We start from the raw sequence: 15739 nt of genomic DNA on the forward strand, positions 1-15739 counted from the left end.
TGTTTTGAGTCAAGCATGTGACAGAAAGAATGGATATGCGCACTCGCGTAAAAGTGTGCGGGTTCTGCAGGTCCGATCCGTCCAAGCAGTAGACACAGACAAAAAAGACCTTTCGAACCCCATGATTTCCGAGCCTAAGACGCGCGCAATGCCGGGCAGTTGCGCTTGCAACGATACGTGCCGCAACGCAGGCGGCGGCGCGGCGCGGCGCGCGGCCGGCGATGACGGCAAAGCGGGTCGGTTTAGGGGAACCCCGTGCCTTTGAGCATGAAGCGGCTGCGTTCTTTCGGCGCGCGCTTCGCATCGCGCGAGCGCGGCGACACGCCGTTTCCGCTGCGCTGGCGCAATCCGTGGCATCTGTGGCAGGGCGCGTCGTGGGTTGCCAACACGCTGCTTGCGCCGCCATTCACGGTGATCGGCATCCTGCTGCTGATCAATGCGCACAGCGATTGCCCGTACTTCTGGCCGTCAGCGATGGCGGTGGTGGCGCTGACCAACGCGCTGGCGATCGTCGACGGGAATCAGCGGCATCATCGGCGGCCGTTCGGCAGTCGCGTGCGCGTGGCGTTGCGCTACTTCGGCGTGAGCGCGTTTGTCGGGGGCGCGCTCTTCATGATGCTCGTCTGGGGCACGGGCATTCTCGAAGACATCGCGGGGCCGCTGCTGCCGAGCGGGCATACGACGCACTTCGCCGGTTCGCTAGCACAGTTGCAGTGGACACTCGGCGCAACGGCGGTGTTCTGCGTGCTGTCGTTCGCGCATGCATGCGTGCTGCATGCGTGGCTCGCGTTCGAGGTGCCGATCTGGTATCGGATTTCGCGCGGGACGTTCGCACCCGAGCGCGCGGAGCGGGCTCAAGCTCAGGCCGCCGAGCGCGAGCCGTTCGAGCGCGGCCTGTCCGAGCGCGGGCCGTCCGATTCCGGATCGACGATCGATGGGCGCGGCGACGGCCAATGATGCCCGCGTTCAGCTCGATCGGGCCGAGCAAAACAGCCGCGAATGCCGGCAGATTGCGAGCGCTCAGCATCAGGTCCGCGTGCCGTAGTCACTGCCAGCCCCACTGCCGTTGTCGCGAAACTCCTTCACGCCGGGAAACTGCCGCAGCTGCTCACACACCGCCTTGTACTCCTGCGACGACACACGGCTGAACACGATCGCCACTTCGTCGAGCTCGGGCGAGTCGTCGCACTGCTGCACGACGAACTGCTTGACGCGCACCGCCGATGGCCCCAGTGCATCGTGCAGCGAGTGAAACGTCAGTGTCCCGCGCTCAACGAGCACTGTCAGTTGGCGCCGCTGCTTCACGGTGATGAAGCGCCGCTCGATCGGCTTGATACCGGCGAGAATGACCAGGATGATGATCGTCGCCGCGATCGATGCGGTGTACAGGCCGCCGCCGACCGCAAGGCCAATGGCTGCGACCGACCATAAGCTCGCGGCCGTCGTCAGCCCGCGGACGATCTCGCCGCGCAATAGAATCGATCCCGCGCCGAGAAAGCCGATCCCCGATACGACCTGCGCGGCGACCCGCGACGGATCGAGCACAACGTGTTCGTTCTGCAGTACATCGAAGAAGCCGAACGCGGATACGATCATGATCAGCGCCGAGCCGACGCACACGAGCATATGCGTGCGCAGCCCCGCCGCCCACGAAAGGCGTTCGCGCTCGAAACCGATTACGCTGCCAAGCGCGGCCGCCATCACGAGGCGTGCGATAAGTTCAAGATTCCCTGGCATATTCACCCCCTGTTTTTGTTCGTCAAGCAAGATGCGGTCCGCGCCGGCCCTGAGCGGCGTACCATAGCAGGTTATTCGCTTGCCTTCCCGTGCCGGCTGCGTGCCGGCTGCGCGCCGCCCAAGAGCGGCACGCCTTATTTCAACCTTCAATTCGCAACATGAGTTCATCTGCTTCGACGACTGTCTCCGCGCTTTCGCTGCGCGAACATTTTGCACGCGTCGTCCTGCCGACCTGGCGCAGCGCCGGTTTCAACGAGGCGCTGAACCTGCCCTATGAAGCGCTCGCCGCCGACGGCCGACGGCCGCTGCCGGCCGTCCGTTATCGCGCGATGGCCTGTGCGCGTCAGCTGTTCGTATTTGCGCAGGCCGGCGACACCGATCACGCGCAACGGCTTTTCGAAGCGCTGCTTCATTACTTTCAGGACAACCGGCACGGCGGATGGTTCTATAGCGTCGACGCGCAAGGCGCGCCGCTCGATACGACGAAGGACCTGTACACGCATGCATTCGTCGTGTTCGCGTGTGCCGAATATGGCGCGCGCTCGGGCAATCGCGACGCGTTCGATATCGTACATCGCACCTCGTCGGTGATCGAAGAGCGTTTTGCGGTGCACGATGGGGCACATGCCAGGTCGCTTGCCGCGGGCAATTTGCACGGTCTCTTCAACGCGGCACTGAACGCGGACTTCTCGACCGTAACAGGCGCACCGCTGCAAAACCCGCTCATGCATCTGACCGAAGCGTGGCTCGCCGCGCGGCAGGCAACCGGCGACGCCGCGTTCGATACCGCGCTCGAGCGCCTGTGCAACGCGGTCGCACGCGCGTTCGTGCATACGCCGACCAGTTGCATCGCGGAACTGCCGATCGGCAGCGCGGACAACTGGCTCGAGCCCGGGCATCAGTTCGAATGGTTCTGGCTCGTACGGCAAGCGGGCGCGCTGCTCGAGCAATCGGGCCTCGACGAGCCGCTTTCGCGCGCATTCCTTTTTGCCCAGCGGCACGGCGTGGACGCCGCCACGGGCGGCGTCGCGCTGGCGCTCGACGAACAGGGGACGACGAGGGACGCGACCCAGCGTATCTGGGCGCAATCCGAGTACTTGCGCGCACTCGCGGTCCATCCCGATGCGGGCGTGCGCGCCGCGCTGCCGCGGCAGATCGAGCGCTTCAGCGAACGCTTTCTGAGCCCGCAAGGCTGGTTCGAATGCAAGACGGCCGCAGGCGAAGTGACGCGCGACGATATGCCGTCGACGACGCCTTATCACCTCGCGACAGCCTACGCGGCGCTCTAAAGCTGAAACGCGGCCTTCACCGTTCGCGCCAGCGCGCGCCACGCGCGGCGAGGGCCGCGCCGCCGCTCAAAGCACGTTGAGCGGCGTCTTCAGATAGCGGATGCCGTTCGCCTCGGGCGGCGGCGCGACGCCCGCGCGGATATTGAGCTGAATCGACGGAATCAGCAGCGTGGGCGCGCCGAGCGTCGCATCGCGCGTATTGCGCATCTCGACGAACGCGTGCTCTTCCACCGAATCGTGCATATGGATATTGCGTTCGCGCTGGTCCGCAACCGTGGTATGCCAGCAGACGCCGCGTCCATTCGGCGGATAGTCGTGGCACATGTAGAGCTGCGTGTCGCCGGGCAGGCTCAGCAGCCGGCGAATCGACGCGTACAGCAGGCGCGCGTCGCCGCCGGGAAAATCGCAGCGCGCGGTGCCGACGTCCGGCATGAAAAGCGTATCGCCGACGAACACCGCGCCATCGAATTGATACGCGACATCAGCAGGCGTATGGCCGGGCACATGCAGCACGGTCGCTTCGAGTTCGCCGACGCGGAAGGTTTCGTCCGCAACAAACAGCCGGTCAAATTGCGAGCCGTCCGCATGAAACTCGGGCTCGAAGTTGAACACGGGCCCGAAAATCTTCTGTACGGACCGGATGTGCTCGCCGATGCCGATCGCGCCGCCGAGATGCTCGCGCAGATAAGGCGCCGCGGACAGATGGTCCGCATGCGCATGCGTCTCCAGCAACCACTGCACGTCGAGCTTCGTGTCGCGCACGAACGCGATGATGCGGTCCGCCGAGTGAGTCGACGTGCGCCCGGAGCGCGGGTCGTAGTCGAGCACCGAATCGACGACCGCGCATCGCGAACCGCGGCCCGCATGGACCACGTAGCTGATCGTCGCCGTGGCAGGGTCGTGGAACGCTTCGATCGCAGCTTTCATCAGTTACCTCGGATTGAACCGGCAGCAACTGCACGATAACCGACCTGTCGCGAGCCTGCCAGCACCGAATCGGAAATCTCAAACACTGCAACCGCATCTTTCAGCTGACGGGTCTGCTGATGAAGCGACGCGCGATGCCACGCCTCTTCGCGACGACGTCGTCGACCAGGCCGCTGCCGCGCGAGGGGGCGTCGGGCGTTCGTCGCAAGCGTGTTCGCTTCGCGCGCATGGTCCGTGTGCCGGCGCTCGGTCGTGGTCAGCGCGCCGCCGAACGCGAGCGGGACCCGCGCATGCTGGACCATGTCGGCAGGCTCGGTGCCGTCGCGCACCATCCACGTACCGGCGTGCGACAGGCGTTGCCCGGAAAACCAACGCACTCGGGGTTTACGGCAATGACGGCATTCGCTTCGAGATGCGGACAAGAAAAACTCGCGGCCTTGAAGATCCAACAGGACCACGGGGCGGCTCATTCATCGATTGCTGTCGTTTTTGGCAATAATTAATCCGCGATTTTTCTGGATTACCTTGACTTGGTGCGATTGCGCTTTCTAGAGTGGGTGGAACGCACTGCGGGCTTCGACCCGAAGGAATACGACGATGACCGATCTCCTGGACCGCGCGCGCGGTGCATTGCATGCGCAGCCGTTCAGCACGCTGCTCGGCACGGAACTGATGTACGTCGGCGCGAACGAGCTGACGCTATGCCTGCCGATCCGCGACGAACTGCGGCAGCAGCACGGGTTTGTGCACGGCGGCGTGATCAGCTATCTCGTGGACAATGCGCTGACCTTTGCCGGCGCGCTCGCGCTCGGGCCGAGGGTGATTACCGGGGAGTACAAGATCAACTATCTGCGCCCGGCGGTGAACGGCATTCTGATGGCGCGCGCGCAGGTCGTGTATGCGGGCCGCCATCAGGCGACCTGCCAGTGCAGCGTGTTTGTGACGGATGGCGATCGCGAACGGCTCGTCGCGGTCGCGCAGGGCACGATCAACCGCATCGGCGACGGGACGGAGAACCATAAGGGGGACGAGCCGGGGGAACCGCAAGTGGACTGAGAAGGACGCGTGCGACGCGTGCGAAGGCCTTGTCGCTACACCCTTGTCACTACACAAAAACTACGCAAAATTCAGAAAGGTAGTAACAAAAGCCGGCGACGCCGCCTCGCGCGTGCCGCGTTCCTTACTCCGCCGCGTAAGTCTTCTGCTGCTGCTCGCCGAGCCCTTCAATGCCGAGGCGCATCGTCTGCCCCGCCTTCAGATATACCGGCGAAGGCTTCACGCCCATGCCGACGCCCGGCGGCGTGCCCGTCGAAATCACATCGCCCGGCTGCAGGCTCATGCACTGCGACAGATACGACACGAGCGTCTTCACGCCGAAGATCATCGTCTTCGTGCTGCCGTTCTGGTAGCGATGGCCGTCCACTTCGAGCCACAGCTTCAGGTTCTGCGGGTCGGGCACTTCGTCGCGTGTGACGACCCACGGGCCGATCGGGCCGAACGTGTCGAAGCCCTTGCCCTTATCCCACTGCCCCGCGCGCTCGATCTGCCACTCGCGCTCGGATACGTCGTTGATCACGCAATAGCCGGCCACATAGTCGAGCGCGTTCGCCTCGTCGACATACTTCGCTTCCTTGCCGATCACGATGCCGAGTTCGACCTCCCAGTCGGTCTTCTTCGAGCCGCGCGGAATCTCGACGTCGTCGTTCGGGCCGCAGATCGCGCTCGTCCACTTGTTGAACACCACGGGCTCCGGCGGCACCGGCAGATTCGATTCGGCCGCGTGATCCGCGTAGTTCAGGCCGATACAGACGAACTTGCCGATCTTGCCGACACACGGACCGATGCGCGGATTGCCGTCGACGAGCGGCAGCGTGGCCGGGTCGAGCGCGCGCAGCTTCGCGAGGCTTGCATCGCCAAGCACGCTGCCGTCGATATCGCCGACCACCTTCGACAGATCGCGAATCTTGCCTTGCGCATCGAGCAAGCCGGGCTTTTCCTGACCTTTCGGTCCGTAACGAAGCAGTTTCATCGTTGCAGTCTCCAGTAAGTGCAAAGTCTTTCGAACGAGTAGTACGGGCAGCCGGTCAGTTGGACCAGCCGCCGTCGATCAGATGCGCGTGGCCGGTCGTGAACGCCGATTCGTCCGAGGCCAGATAGAGCGCGAGCGCCGCGATTTCCTCCGGCTTGCCGATGCGGCCCATCGGCTGGCGCGCGACAAACGCGGCCTGCACGTCGGCGACGCTCTTGCCTTGCGCCTGGGCCTGCTCGGCGATGCGCTGTTCGAGCGACGGCGACGACACCGTGCCGGGGCAAATCGCGTTACAGCGTACACCACGCGTGACGAAGTCCGCCGCAACGGCCTTCGTGAGGCCGATCACCGCCGCCTTCGAGGCGCCATACACAAAGCGGTTCGGCACGCCCTTCACGCTCGACGCCGCCGACGACATATTGATGATCGACCCGCCGCCCTTCTCGAGCATGCCGGGCAGGAACGCGCGGATGGTCCGATACATCGCCTTCGCGTTCAGATCGAAGGCGAAATCCCAGTCTTCTTCGCTTGCTTCGAGAATCGAGCCTGCGTGCACGTAGCCCGCGCAGTTGAACAGCACGTCGACCGGGCCGACCTCTTTGGCGAGCGCGTTGATCGCCGCCGTGTCGCGCACGTCGAGCTTGCGCGCATCGACGGGCTTGCCGGCGAGCGAGTCGAGCTTGATGTCGGTGGCGATCACGCGCGCGCCTTCACGTGCGAAGAGTTCAGCGGTCGCAAGGCCGATGCCTTGCCCGGCGGCGGTGATCAGCGCGGTTTTGCCGGCCAGTCGTTGTGTCATTTGCGGCTCCCAATGAGTGTGAGACGGATTTGGTGCGAGTTCGGATCCAATCGGTTCGGTTGGCGGGCTGCCGCGCCCAGTTAGCGCCTTCCGAGCGCCGTCTGCGCACCGTCCGATCGCTTTCTGAGCACCTTCTGAGCGCTTTCGCCGCACGCGGTGCGCGAACGTGGCGTTGTCAAAGGCGATAAAACGCCGCGGCGTTGCCGCCAAAAATCGCGTCGCGCTCTGTCTCGGAGCGCGCGGAAAGCAGCGTGGTCGCGATCGAATGCCACAGCAAATAGTCGCCGTTCAGGTTCAGCACCGGCCAGTCGCTGCCCCACATCAGCCGCGCAGGACCGAATGCGGCAAGCAGATGGTCGACGTAGGGCCGCAGCGTCGCTTCGGTCCAGCCCGCGGCCGCTTCGGTTGCGAGGCCCGACAGCTTGCAGTGCACTTGCGGCAGCCGTGCGAGCCGCGCGATGCCCTCGGCCCACGCGCGCCAGCCTGCGCTGCCGTCGCGGATCGCCGGCTTCGCGCCGTGATCGACGACGATGCGCAGCGCCGGAAAGCGCTGGGCAAACGTCTCCAGTGCGTCGACGTGGCGCGTGAAGATCAGTGCATCGAAGGCGAGGCCGTGCGCGATCAGCGCGTCGATGGCCGGCGCGAGCGCGGGGTTGGCGATCCAGTTGTCGTCGGGCAGATCCTGCAGCATCGGCCGTACGCCCTTGAATTTCGGCTCGCGCGCGAGTTCCTCGATCAGCGCGGGCGCGTCGGGCTCGAGCAGCGGCACCCAGCCGACCACACCGGCAACCGATGCTTCGTTGCGCGCGAGGTCGAGCAGATAGCGCGTTTCCTCGACGGTCGGCGCGGCCTGCACGACCACCGTCCGCGCGACGCCCGCGCGCTCGCGCAGCGGCGCGAGCTCCGCCGGCCCGAACACGCGATAGAGCGGCGCGAGCGCGGGCGTGAGCCAGCCGTAGTCGCCGCGCGACGGGTCCCAATAGTGCTGATGTGCGTCGATCTGCGGCGTCGTCATGTCACGCCTCCGGTACCGGTGCGCGCCGGTCGATCAAACCCTGGTCGCGCAGCGCCTGCCACAATTCGACGGGAATCGGCCGCTCGAACGATTCGACGTTCTGGCGCACTTCATCGGCGCTGCGCGCGCCGGTCAGCACGGTGGCGACCGACGGATGCGCATACGGAAACTGCAAGGCGGCCGCCGCGAGCGGCACGCCATGCGCGCGGCACACGTCCTCCAGACGCGCGACGCGCTCGATCACTTCGGGCGGCGCCGCGCCATAGTTGAACTTCAGATCGCCGGACACGCCTTGCGCGAGAATGCCCGAGTTGAACGCGCCGCCGAGCAGAATGCTGACGTTGCGCTTTTCGCAGTTCGGCAGCAGATCGTTCAGCGTCTGCTGTTCGAGCAGCGTATAGCGTCCCGCGAGCAGCGCGCAGTCGATCTCGAACTCGACCATCATTTCGAGCACAACGGGCCCTTCGTTGACGCCGAGGCCAACCGCCTTCACGACACCGGCCGAGCGCAATTCGTCGAGCGCGCGAAAGCCGCCGCCGTCGGTCAGTTGCTTCCAGTAGGTCGGATGCTTGTCGCCGTGCGTCATGCGGCCGATATCGTGCACGAGCAGGATGTCGATATCGACGATGCCGAGGCGCTGCTGGCTATCTTCGAACGACCGCAGGATGCCGTCGTGCGTGTAGTCGTAGATCGCTTCGAACGGCAGCGGGTTCTGCCAGCCTTCGCTGCCGTCGTACGGATGCGTACGGGGCACGAAGCGGCGGCCCGCTTTGGTCGACAGCACGTATTCGTCGCGGGCGTAGCGGCGCAGTGCGTCGCCGAGCCGATGCTCGGCCTTTGTGTGCCCGTAATGCGGCGCGGTGTCGAAATAGCGCACGCCGGCGCTCCATGCGGCGTCGACGGTGTCCTGCGCCTCTTCGTCGGTCAGATCGCGGTACAGGCCGCCCAACGGCGCCGTACCGAGGCCAAGGCCGCTTACCTGCAAATTGCCGCGACGGCCGATTGCGCGGTGGCGGTCGACTTTCGAATCGATTGCGGATGTCATTCTTTGTGTCTCCAGCCCCATGGTGCGTTACTCCCGATTGGCGCTTTAGCGCCTGGCGGGAGTTTCACAGCGAGTCGGCTAGCGTTAGTGCTTTAGCACTAACGCTGCTCCCCACACGCCTGCATTTCTCATACCCTGCACATCGCCTCCCTTCGCGCCCCCCAGCTTCACTGCGGCGCGCCGCCCACCCCCCGCGGCGACATCACCGCATGAGAAGGCAGGCAAGCGGGCCCGACCGGCTCAAACGTTTTGTACGTCAGAATAAACTCCTGGTGGCCGAGCGTTTCCGATTTCGACGGCTCGCCCCGCGCCACGCCCACGGTCACGTCGAACACCTCGAGGCCGACGTCCTCGAGCGTCGCGCGGCCCTCGAGTATCCGCCCGGCGTCGACATCCATGTCGCCGGACAGCTTGCGATAGGTGTCCGGATTCGCGCAGACCTTGATCACCGGCGAAATCGCGGAGCCGACCACCGAGCCGCGGCCCGTCGTGAACAGAATCAGATGCGAGCCGCAGGCGATCAGTTCGGCAATCTCAGCATTGTCGCTAATGTTCGGGAAACCGAAACGCGGCTCGCCGTCGGGCACCACGTCGAGCAGGTAAAGGCCGCCGGTGGGCGGCACATCGCCGGGCTTCACGATGCCGACGATCGGCGACGCGCCGCTTTTTGCGTAGGCGCCGAGCGACTTCTCTTCCTGAGTGGTGAGCCCGCCGTCCGCGTTGCCGACTGCGAAGCTGCCGTGACCGAGTATCGAGTAGTAGCGCGCGGCCTTCGCGACGCACGCAACGATCTCGTCGCCGAGATCGGGGCGCGCCGCGCGGCTTTTCATATGGAATTCGCAGCCGACGAGCTCGCCGGTTTCCTCGAAGATGCACGTCGCGCCCGCCTCGATGAACCGGTCGAACGCGCGGCCGACGGCCGGATTCGCAGTGATACCGCTCGTGCCGTCCGAGCCGCCGCAGACGGTGCCGATCACGAGCTCGCTCAACGCCATCGGCACCTTTGTTTGCTTCGCCAGTTCGGCGCGCGCCGCTGCCACCCACTCGATGCCGTGCTGGATCGTGCTGCGCGTGCCGCCTTTTTCCTGAATCGTCAGAACCTCGACGGGCCGGCCGCTCGCGCGCACGACGTCGACCAGATAGTGTTTGTTCATGCTCTCGCAGCCGAGCGAGACGAACAGCACCGCGCCGACGTTCGGGTGCGTCGTCAGCTGCTCCATCATCTTTTCGGCGTAGCTGTTCGGGTAGCAGCCCGGGAAGCCGATCAGGTGCACGGGCGCTTCGCGTTCGGCCGATGGATCGTCGAACGCGTCGAGCGGCTCGCGGCAATGCGTCACGATCTCGCGCGCGACGTGATGCGCGCATTCGACCAGATACGCAACCGCAACCACGTTGCGGATGCCCTTGCGGCCATCGCTGCGCAAATAGCCTTGCAGCATCGGTTGCTGCGCGGCATTAGGGGAACGGGCGGTGTCGGTCATGATGTTTTCGCGTCGCGTGGGGCGAGGACTCCGAGGGCTGGTGTGGCCGCGTGTGCCCGCGTGTGGCCGCCTGTGACGTCGGCGGTTTCACGCGGTGATTGGCCGTGCATCCAGTCAATGTTGAACGAATGTGTACCCCGCGTCATGCGTATACGTCGGCAGGTAGTCGCTTTCGAGGTTGTGCATGTGCAGATGCTCGCCGCGCGCGACATCCGCGGTCACGTGGCCGATCACCGCGCCGTAGCGCAGCACTTTCTCGTCCTTGACGAGCGCGCGGCGCGCAACCTTGTGGCCGAGATCGATCGTCTTCGCGAGCGTCACCGTCTCGCCTTCGATATCGAGCCGCGTGCCGGCCGCAAGCCGCGCCCCGGCAACGAGGCAGTTGTCCTCGGGGTTCAGCAGGATCAGTCGTGGGTCGGTCATGGCCAGCTCTATTGACTATTTACTAATAAACGTATTATTCATATTCGAACCTCACTCGGTCAAGGTATGAGTCCGCCGCGAGCGTCCGTGTTTTCCCTGGCGACGGGTCGCGGCCCAATTCCCCGGATAATGGGATGCGAACAAACAGACATCAGACGGTCACCATGGACCTGCACGTGGACGACAAGGATGACGGCGACCGTTACCGCGCACCCGCGCTGGACAAGGGGCTCGACATCCTCGAATTGCTCGCGGAGCAGAAAGGCGGGCTGACGCGCGCGGAAATCACGAAGCTGCTCAACCGCAATGCGAGCGAGATCTACCGGATGCTCGAGCGGCTCGTCGCGCGGCAATATGTGGTGCGCTCGGCCGGCGGCGACCGTTATTCGCTGAGCCTCAAGCTCTATGCGCTCGCGCACCGGCATCCGCCGATGGAGCGGCTGATTGCCGAAGCGCTGCCGCTCATGCAGCGCTTTGCCGGGCAGGCGGAACAGTCGGTGCACCTCGCCGTGTACGACCGCGGCAATCTGCTCGTGATCGCGCAAGTGGACGGGCCGGGCACCTGGGGCATCGCGGTGCGCCTCGGTGCGCGCGTCGGCCTCGTCGACACGGGCTCGGGCCGCTCGATGCTGGCGTTCCAGACACCCGAGCAGCGTACGCACATGCTCGCCGAGCACACGGCCGTGAAGGGCGAAGTGACGATCGATCACGACGCGCTCGAAGCGGCATGCGAGCGCATTCGCGAAGCCGGCTTTTCGCAGAAGGACAGTCAGCAGATTTTCGGCGTCACCGATCTGACCTTTCCCTTGCTCGGCCCATCGGGCCAGGCCATCGCCGCCTTGACGTGCCCGTATCTCAAGCGCATCGACGAATACGTCGCGCCTTCTCTCGCGGAAACCACTGCGCTGCTGCGTGAAACGGTGCAGGCGTTATCGATGTTTCGCGAGTTCGGCATCAGCGACGAACCTGCCCCGCAGTCAGCCGGGCAAACCACCGGTTAGGCCGCAACCCGGGCATTCGATTGGCGCTGGAAATCGCGCGCGCATGCGTTAGAATGGCGGCCCTTTCCGAACCCGCCGCACATGGCCACGCATGCGTGACCATGTGCGCGCTATCCAATCCGCTTCGATACGCAATGGCCAAACTGCTGTCCGATCACGAATTCCAGCGCTTTACCGAACTTCAACAGAAGCAGGCAAGCTTCACGATCACCCACGAAGAAGCCGACGAGCTGCGCGACATCGTTGCGCGGGCGCAGCAAAAGCGCGACGACCGCGCCGCGGCGATGCAAGCCATCGAAACGTACATCCGCCAGTTCGAGATCACGCCGGACGAACTGTTCTCTCCCGAGCAGATCGGCGAAGCCGCGCGTTCGTATGGGCTGATTCCCGCCGCGAAGAAAGAACGTGCGCTGCCGCCGACGCTGACGTTTAACGGCAAGCCTTATCAATGGACGCGCAATCTGCCCGATGAAATTCGCGTGCCGCTTTTCGATGCGTTCACCAGCGGGCAATCGGTGAAGACGTTCATTGCCACGCCGAAGGACGCCGGGCGTTGCGCAGCGACGATCGCGCGGCTCGAACGCGAGACGGGCACTGTCTACGCGGATGCGTGGCTCGAAGAACTCGCGGTCTCGCGCGCGCAGATCGAAGAGGCTGCGGCGAAGCTCGCGTGAGCTTGCCGGGGCTCGCGTGAACCGCGCAAAAACGGTTAACCGGCTGAGCATCGAACTTATTCCCCTTTTGCGCACGCGAATTCAAAAATTCGTGTGCGCGATGTCATTGGCGTACTTACGAACGAACTTTTTCTCGCTGTCAGGAATATCTCCGTGACGGGTCATGTTTACCCGATTGCAAACCGCACAACTCGTCAAGGAGACGGAAATGAAAACGTTCGCGATGTTCGCCATGGCGCTTGCAGCATTCAGTTCAGCCAACGTATTTGCGCAAGGCAAAACGCGCGCCGAGGTCTATCAGGAACTCGTGCAGGCGAAGCAGAACGGTCTCGATTTCGTGACCGACGCTTCATATCCCGACGTGAGCCCGATGTATCAGAACACCGTTGCCTATCTGAAGCAGAAGGCGCTCGCAAAGAACGGGCAGCAGGATGGTCATTCGACCGCGGATGCCAACACCTCGGTCGCTCACTGAGGTGGCCGGCATGCAGCACGATCACTCCCCTCGCGAGAAGCAGGCTGTTCGCGGCGAAGCGACTCGCCACGGACCGCGCGCCATGCTCGACACTGTGCGCCGCCGTTCGACAGGGGGCCTGCTCGCAGCAGTAGCCGTTTTGGCGGTGAGCGCGTGCGCTTCGTTGCCGCCCTCGGGCGCGAATGCCAGCAACTCGAACGCGTGCACCGGCCCAGTCAGCTTCTGCAATATTTTCTTCGGCTCCTGAGAACCGCGCATCGACCCTCAAGCCTGGCGGCTCCGCGTGGCCGACGCCCGCGCGCACGCATGCCGCCTTGCTCGCATCTTTTGACGAAGCCTGTAACCGCGTCCGTGTTCCGAACGAACTAACTCAAAGGCAGTGTCGGTCAACACACTGCTGACACCGGTTCATTCATCATCACGGAAGAGGTTATCGAGCATGCAAAACAGTCGGCCATTGACCGAGCTAGTCGGTTCGTTTCTGTCGGATAGAGAAAAATTCGCGCATTGGGCTCCGCTGCCGCTGCGGTTTATTGTCGGTTACGGGTTCATGGCGCATGGGGTAGCGAAGATCGTTAAACATCCCGAGGTGTTCGCCGCCATTCTTCAGGCGCTTCATGTTCCCGCGCCGCATTTCATGGCATGGGCGACGATTCTCATCGAGCTGTTAGGCGGCCTTGCGATTCTGCTCGGCGCATTCGTTCCGCTTGTCAGCATACCGATGGCAGCCGTGCTGGCCGTCGCCACGTTCACCGTGCATGTGCAATTCGGCTTCACGTCGATCAAGCTGATGGCCGTGACCGCCGCCGGCCCGCAATTCGGGCCGCCCGGCTACGAAACCGATCTGCTGTATCTCGCATGTCTCGCGACGCTCATCATCGGTGGCGCCGGTCCGTTTGCGCTGGACGGCTACATCGGGAAACGGCTGCGCCCGAAACTGGCATGAGCGCATCGGACCTCTGCGACGAAATGCTGGGCCACCTGCCGAGGCTGCGCCGCTATGCGCGCGCGCTCCTCGTCAACCGCGAACGCGCGGACGATCTCGTGCAGGACACGCTCGAGCGTGCCCTGCGCAATGCGTCGCGGTTTCGTCCCGATACGGATCTGCGCGCGTGGCTCATGACGATCATGCACAACATCTTTGTCAACGATGTCATCCGCGCCGCGAATGCGAAAGTGCATATCGCAGTGGACGACGCGAGCATCATCGACGATCAGTTCATGGTCGATGGGCATCATGCGGCCAGTCTCGAGGTACGCGATCTCGATTTCGCGCTGCAGCAGCTGCCGGCCGAGCAGCGCGAAATCGTGCTGCTCGTCGGCCTCGAAGAAATGAGCTATGCGCAGGTTGCGGATACGCTGAATCTGCCGATCGGCACAGTCATGTCGCGTCTTTCACGGGCGCGCAGCAAGCTGCGGGCGCTGCTGGCGCGCGATTAAGCCCGCGTTGAATCGCGCATTGAATCCCGCATTGAAGCCGTCACCACCGCAGCACCTTTTTCCCCAGCAAAGCGCCAACGAGCGTCGGTATCGCGATGCCGAGCAGATACCACGTTGCCCAGAACGGCACGCTCGTTTCCGGGCATCGCAGACAGTACGCGGCCGTGCCGATCGCGCCGGCCAGCAGCCCCGCGGCTGCGCCTGACAGCCGCAAGCGGGTGGGCGCGAGACTGCGCACGACCGCGAGAATCGCCACGAGGCCCGGCACGGAGAGCGCGGCGATATTCAGCGAGCAGGTTCGCCACGTGTGCCCCATCACGAGCGCAGCGCGCGCGCCGTGCGGCGCGAACCACAAGACCGTCAGCGCGACGAGCACGACGATCGCCGCCGGCGCGGCGAGCCCGGCCCACGCACGTCCGACCGCCACGCCGGGGCGCGACAGCCGTACCGTTGCGACGAGCGCCGCGCCGGCCATCGTCAACGCGAAGGCAACCTTGGCCCAGAAGACCGGCGTGGCGACGAGCCACGCGAGATCGGACCTTACGCCGTAGCTGAGCAGCAGCAATGCAAGCGCGCCGCATGCCGCAACGGCAAGCGCGGACAGCATGCGGCGCTCGACGATATGCCGGCCGACCGGTGCCGCCTCCGCCGCCAGAACTGCAATCAGGTTCTCGGTATTCATGTTTTCCCACCACGTATTTTCAATGCCAGTGCCTTCAGGCCGCGGTGCACACCGACTTTCACAGCGGGTTCGGAAAGGCCGGTTGCACGCGCTGTCTCCTCCACGGACCGGCCTTCGACTTTCACATGCAGAATCGGCAACTTCTGCCGGTCGGGCAGCAGATCGAGCAGCTTGCCCAGATCGCGTTTGACTTCCGCGGGCTCGATACCGGATTCGCCGAACAGCTCCGGAACCTCGTCGAGCGGATCGTTCAGCGCTTCGTGACGCGCACGGGCACGCAGAAAATCGGCGAGCTTGTAGCGCAGGATCGCGTGCACCCATGCGGTTAGCGGTTCGTCGCGCCGGTACGTATGACGCCCCTTGTGGATGGCAAGCAGCACTTCCTGCAGGATGTCTTCGACATCGTCACGCAGATTGGGCAGGCGTTTGCGCAGCAGCGCCCGCACGTGTTTCGCAAGCTCTTGCAGAAACACGTGGTAGGCGGCGGAGTCGCCATCGAGCGAACGGATAAAAAGCGCTCGCAGCCGTTCTTCCACCGGGCGTGCATGGTGTGCGTCAGGCGCCTCAGTGCCCTCTGTGCCCTCATTGCCTCGATTCATCGACAATTGCTCGCGCCGCTCCTGTTTGTGCCGGATTGCCATGATTGCCACAGCGCGGCCTTCACGAAGATTCCGCGATCATTCTATGAATTCGTCCGGCAGAGCATTCCGGTTACAGTGCTG

The 15739-nt window shown here is 64.3% G+C and carries 19 protein-coding genes; 8 read left to right on the forward strand and 11 right to left on the reverse strand.

The genetic code is table 11. The features are described 5' to 3' along the window. The first annotated feature begins 267 nt into the window (after nucleotides 1–267). Nucleotides 268–957 (forward strand): hypothetical protein, encoded by a 690-nt coding sequence (locus ACYPXD_RS18795; protein WP_459714391.1) that lies wholly within the window; start codon nucleotides 268–270, stop codon nucleotides 955–957. Nucleotides 958–1026: 69 nt separating this feature from the next. Here ACYPXD_RS18795 and ACYPXD_RS18800 read toward each other — a convergent pair whose 3' ends face one another. After that, entirely contained in the window at nucleotides 1027–1737 is a 711-nt protein-coding gene (locus ACYPXD_RS18800; protein WP_459714393.1) for an MgtC/SapB family protein, read from the reverse strand. 158 nt (nucleotides 1738–1895) lie between these two features. Between ACYPXD_RS18800 and ACYPXD_RS18805 the strand changes: the two genes are divergently transcribed. Then, a complete protein-coding gene (locus ACYPXD_RS18805) occupies nucleotides 1896–3026 on the forward strand; it encodes an AGE family epimerase/isomerase (RefSeq protein ID WP_459714396.1) in 1131 nt (376 codons plus the stop codon). 66 nt (nucleotides 3027–3092) lie between these two features. Here the strand turns inward: ACYPXD_RS18805 and ACYPXD_RS18810 are convergent, their stop codons facing one another. Further along, entirely contained in the window at nucleotides 3093–3953 is an 861-nt protein-coding gene (locus tag ACYPXD_RS18810) for an MBL fold metallo-hydrolase (RefSeq protein ID WP_459714398.1), read from the reverse strand. Then, entirely contained in the window at nucleotides 3953–4423 is a 471-nt protein-coding gene (locus ACYPXD_RS18815; RefSeq protein ID WP_459714401.1) for a hypothetical protein, read from the reverse strand. Before ACYPXD_RS18815 ends, ACYPXD_RS18810 begins: the two co-directional genes overlap by 1 nt. Nucleotides 4424–4550: 127 nt before the next feature. Between ACYPXD_RS18815 and ACYPXD_RS18820 the strand changes: the two genes are divergently transcribed. Continuing rightward, nucleotides 4551–5009: a PaaI family thioesterase gene (locus ACYPXD_RS18820; protein ID WP_459714403.1), complete on the forward strand. Its 459-nt coding sequence runs from the start codon at nucleotides 4551–4553 to the stop codon at nucleotides 5007–5009. A 124-nt stretch (nucleotides 5010–5133) separates the two neighbouring features. Here ACYPXD_RS18820 and ACYPXD_RS18825 read toward each other — a convergent pair whose 3' ends face one another. From ACYPXD_RS18825 to ACYPXD_RS18850, 6 genes are all read right to left on the reverse strand, one after another. Continuing rightward, a complete protein-coding gene (locus ACYPXD_RS18825; protein ID WP_459714405.1) occupies nucleotides 5134–5982 on the reverse strand; it encodes an ureidoglycolate lyase in 849 nt (282 codons plus the stop codon). A 55-nt stretch (nucleotides 5983–6037) separates the two neighbouring features. After that, nucleotides 6038–6781, reverse strand: a complete 744-nt coding sequence (locus ACYPXD_RS18830; protein WP_459714409.1) for an SDR family oxidoreductase — start codon at nucleotides 6779–6781, stop codon at nucleotides 6038–6040. 175 nt (nucleotides 6782–6956) lie between these two features. After that, on the reverse strand, nucleotides 6957–7796 hold the full coding sequence (locus ACYPXD_RS18835; protein ID WP_459714411.1) for an amidohydrolase family protein: 840 nt from the start codon (nucleotides 7794–7796) through the stop codon (nucleotides 6957–6959). 1 nt (nucleotide 7797) lies between these two features. Beyond that, nucleotides 7798–8841: an aldo/keto reductase gene (locus ACYPXD_RS18840; protein ID WP_459714413.1), complete on the reverse strand. Its 1044-nt coding sequence runs from the start codon at nucleotides 8839–8841 to the stop codon at nucleotides 7798–7800. 167 nt (nucleotides 8842–9008) lie between these two features. Further along, nucleotides 9009–10322 (reverse strand): UxaA family hydrolase, encoded by a 1314-nt coding sequence (locus ACYPXD_RS18845; protein WP_459714415.1) that lies wholly within the window; start codon nucleotides 10320–10322, stop codon nucleotides 9009–9011. 114 nt (nucleotides 10323–10436) lie between these two features. Next, nucleotides 10437–10745, reverse strand: coding sequence for a UxaA family hydrolase (locus ACYPXD_RS18850; protein WP_459714418.1), 309 nt, complete (start codon nucleotides 10743–10745; stop codon nucleotides 10437–10439). Nucleotides 10746–10879: 134 nt separating this feature from the next. Between ACYPXD_RS18850 and ACYPXD_RS18855 the strand changes: the two genes are divergently transcribed. From ACYPXD_RS18855 to ACYPXD_RS18875, 5 genes are all read left to right on the forward strand, one after another. Beyond that, nucleotides 10880–11746, forward strand: coding sequence for an IclR family transcriptional regulator (locus ACYPXD_RS18855; RefSeq protein WP_459714420.1), 867 nt, complete (start codon nucleotides 10880–10882; stop codon nucleotides 11744–11746). A gap of 134 nt (nucleotides 11747–11880) precedes the next feature. Next, nucleotides 11881–12420, forward strand: coding sequence for a hypothetical protein (locus tag ACYPXD_RS18860; protein ID WP_459714423.1), 540 nt, complete (start codon nucleotides 11881–11883; stop codon nucleotides 12418–12420). 208 nt (nucleotides 12421–12628) lie between these two features. Beyond that, nucleotides 12629–12895, forward strand: a complete 267-nt coding sequence (locus tag ACYPXD_RS18865; RefSeq protein WP_459714426.1) for a DUF4148 domain-containing protein — start codon at nucleotides 12629–12631, stop codon at nucleotides 12893–12895. A gap of 457 nt (nucleotides 12896–13352) precedes the next feature. Then, complete coding sequence (locus ACYPXD_RS18870) at nucleotides 13353–13841, forward strand: DoxX family protein (protein WP_459714428.1); 489 nt, start codon at nucleotides 13353–13355, stop codon at nucleotides 13839–13841. Beyond that, complete coding sequence (locus ACYPXD_RS18875; protein ID WP_459714430.1) at nucleotides 13838–14335, forward strand: RNA polymerase sigma factor; 498 nt, start codon at nucleotides 13838–13840, stop codon at nucleotides 14333–14335. Before ACYPXD_RS18870 ends, ACYPXD_RS18875 begins: the two co-directional genes overlap by 4 nt. 40 nt (nucleotides 14336–14375) lie before the next feature. Here ACYPXD_RS18875 and ACYPXD_RS18880 read toward each other — a convergent pair whose 3' ends face one another. Both ACYPXD_RS18880 and ACYPXD_RS18885 read right to left on the reverse strand, forming a co-directional pair. Then, on the reverse strand, nucleotides 14376–15017 hold the full coding sequence (locus tag ACYPXD_RS18880) for a DUF1109 domain-containing protein (RefSeq protein ID WP_459714432.1): 642 nt from the start codon (nucleotides 15015–15017) through the stop codon (nucleotides 14376–14378). Beyond that, nucleotides 15014–15616, reverse strand: a complete 603-nt coding sequence (locus tag ACYPXD_RS18885) for a sigma-70 family RNA polymerase sigma factor (protein ID WP_459714434.1) — start codon at nucleotides 15614–15616, stop codon at nucleotides 15014–15016. The genes ACYPXD_RS18880 and ACYPXD_RS18885 overlap by 4 nt, the downstream gene beginning before the upstream one ends. Nucleotides 15617–15739 lie beyond the last annotated feature (123 nt).

This window comes from Paraburkholderia sp. 2C (assembly GCF_054589215.1).

What these genes read in the sequence shown, in the direction of transcription:
- ACYPXD_RS18800 (WP_459714393.1), bottom strand. Translation starts at nt 1,737, where the DNA reads ATGCCAGGGAATCTTGAACTTATCGCACGCCTCGTGATGGCGGCCGCG.
- ACYPXD_RS18860 (WP_459714423.1), top strand. Translation starts at nt 11,881, where the DNA reads ATGGCCAAACTGCTGTCCGATCACGAATTCCAGCGCTTTACCGAACTT.
- ACYPXD_RS18815 (WP_459714401.1), bottom strand. Translation starts at nt 4,423, where the DNA reads ATGAGCCGCCCCGTGGTCCTGTTGGATCTTCAAGGCCGCGAGTTTTTC.
- ACYPXD_RS18805 (WP_459714396.1), top strand. Translation starts at nt 1,896, where the DNA reads ATGAGTTCATCTGCTTCGACGACTGTCTCCGCGCTTTCGCTGCGCGAA.
- ACYPXD_RS18850 (WP_459714418.1), bottom strand. Translation starts at nt 10,745, where the DNA reads ATGACCGACCCACGACTGATCCTGCTGAACCCCGAGGACAACTGCCTC.
- ACYPXD_RS18810 (WP_459714398.1), bottom strand. Translation starts at nt 3,953, where the DNA reads ATGAAAGCTGCGATCGAAGCGTTCCACGACCCTGCCACGGCGACGATC.
- ACYPXD_RS18875 (WP_459714430.1), top strand. Translation starts at nt 13,838, where the DNA reads ATGAGCGCATCGGACCTCTGCGACGAAATGCTGGGCCACCTGCCGAGG.
- ACYPXD_RS18820 (WP_459714403.1), top strand. Translation starts at nt 4,551, where the DNA reads ATGACCGATCTCCTGGACCGCGCGCGCGGTGCATTGCATGCGCAGCCG.
- ACYPXD_RS18835 (WP_459714411.1), bottom strand. Translation starts at nt 7,796, where the DNA reads ATGACGACGCCGCAGATCGACGCACATCAGCACTATTGGGACCCGTCG.
- ACYPXD_RS18830 (WP_459714409.1), bottom strand. Translation starts at nt 6,781, where the DNA reads ATGACACAACGACTGGCCGGCAAAACCGCGCTGATCACCGCCGCCGGG.
- ACYPXD_RS18880 (WP_459714432.1), bottom strand. Translation starts at nt 15,017, where the DNA reads ATGAATACCGAGAACCTGATTGCAGTTCTGGCGGCGGAGGCGGCACCG.
- ACYPXD_RS18840 (WP_459714413.1), bottom strand. Translation starts at nt 8,841, where the DNA reads ATGACATCCGCAATCGATTCGAAAGTCGACCGCCACCGCGCAATCGGC.
- ACYPXD_RS18845 (WP_459714415.1), bottom strand. Translation starts at nt 10,322, where the DNA reads ATGACCGACACCGCCCGTTCCCCTAATGCCGCGCAGCAACCGATGCTG.
- ACYPXD_RS18885 (WP_459714434.1), bottom strand. Translation starts at nt 15,616, where the DNA reads ATGAATCGAGGCAATGAGGGCACAGAGGGCACTGAGGCGCCTGACGCA.
- ACYPXD_RS18855 (WP_459714420.1), top strand. Translation starts at nt 10,880, where the DNA reads ATGCGAACAAACAGACATCAGACGGTCACCATGGACCTGCACGTGGAC.
- ACYPXD_RS18825 (WP_459714405.1), bottom strand. Translation starts at nt 5,982, where the DNA reads ATGAAACTGCTTCGTTACGGACCGAAAGGTCAGGAAAAGCCCGGCTTG.
- ACYPXD_RS18795 (WP_459714391.1), top strand. Translation starts at nt 268, where the DNA reads ATGAAGCGGCTGCGTTCTTTCGGCGCGCGCTTCGCATCGCGCGAGCGC.
- ACYPXD_RS18865 (WP_459714426.1), top strand. Translation starts at nt 12,629, where the DNA reads ATGAAAACGTTCGCGATGTTCGCCATGGCGCTTGCAGCATTCAGTTCA.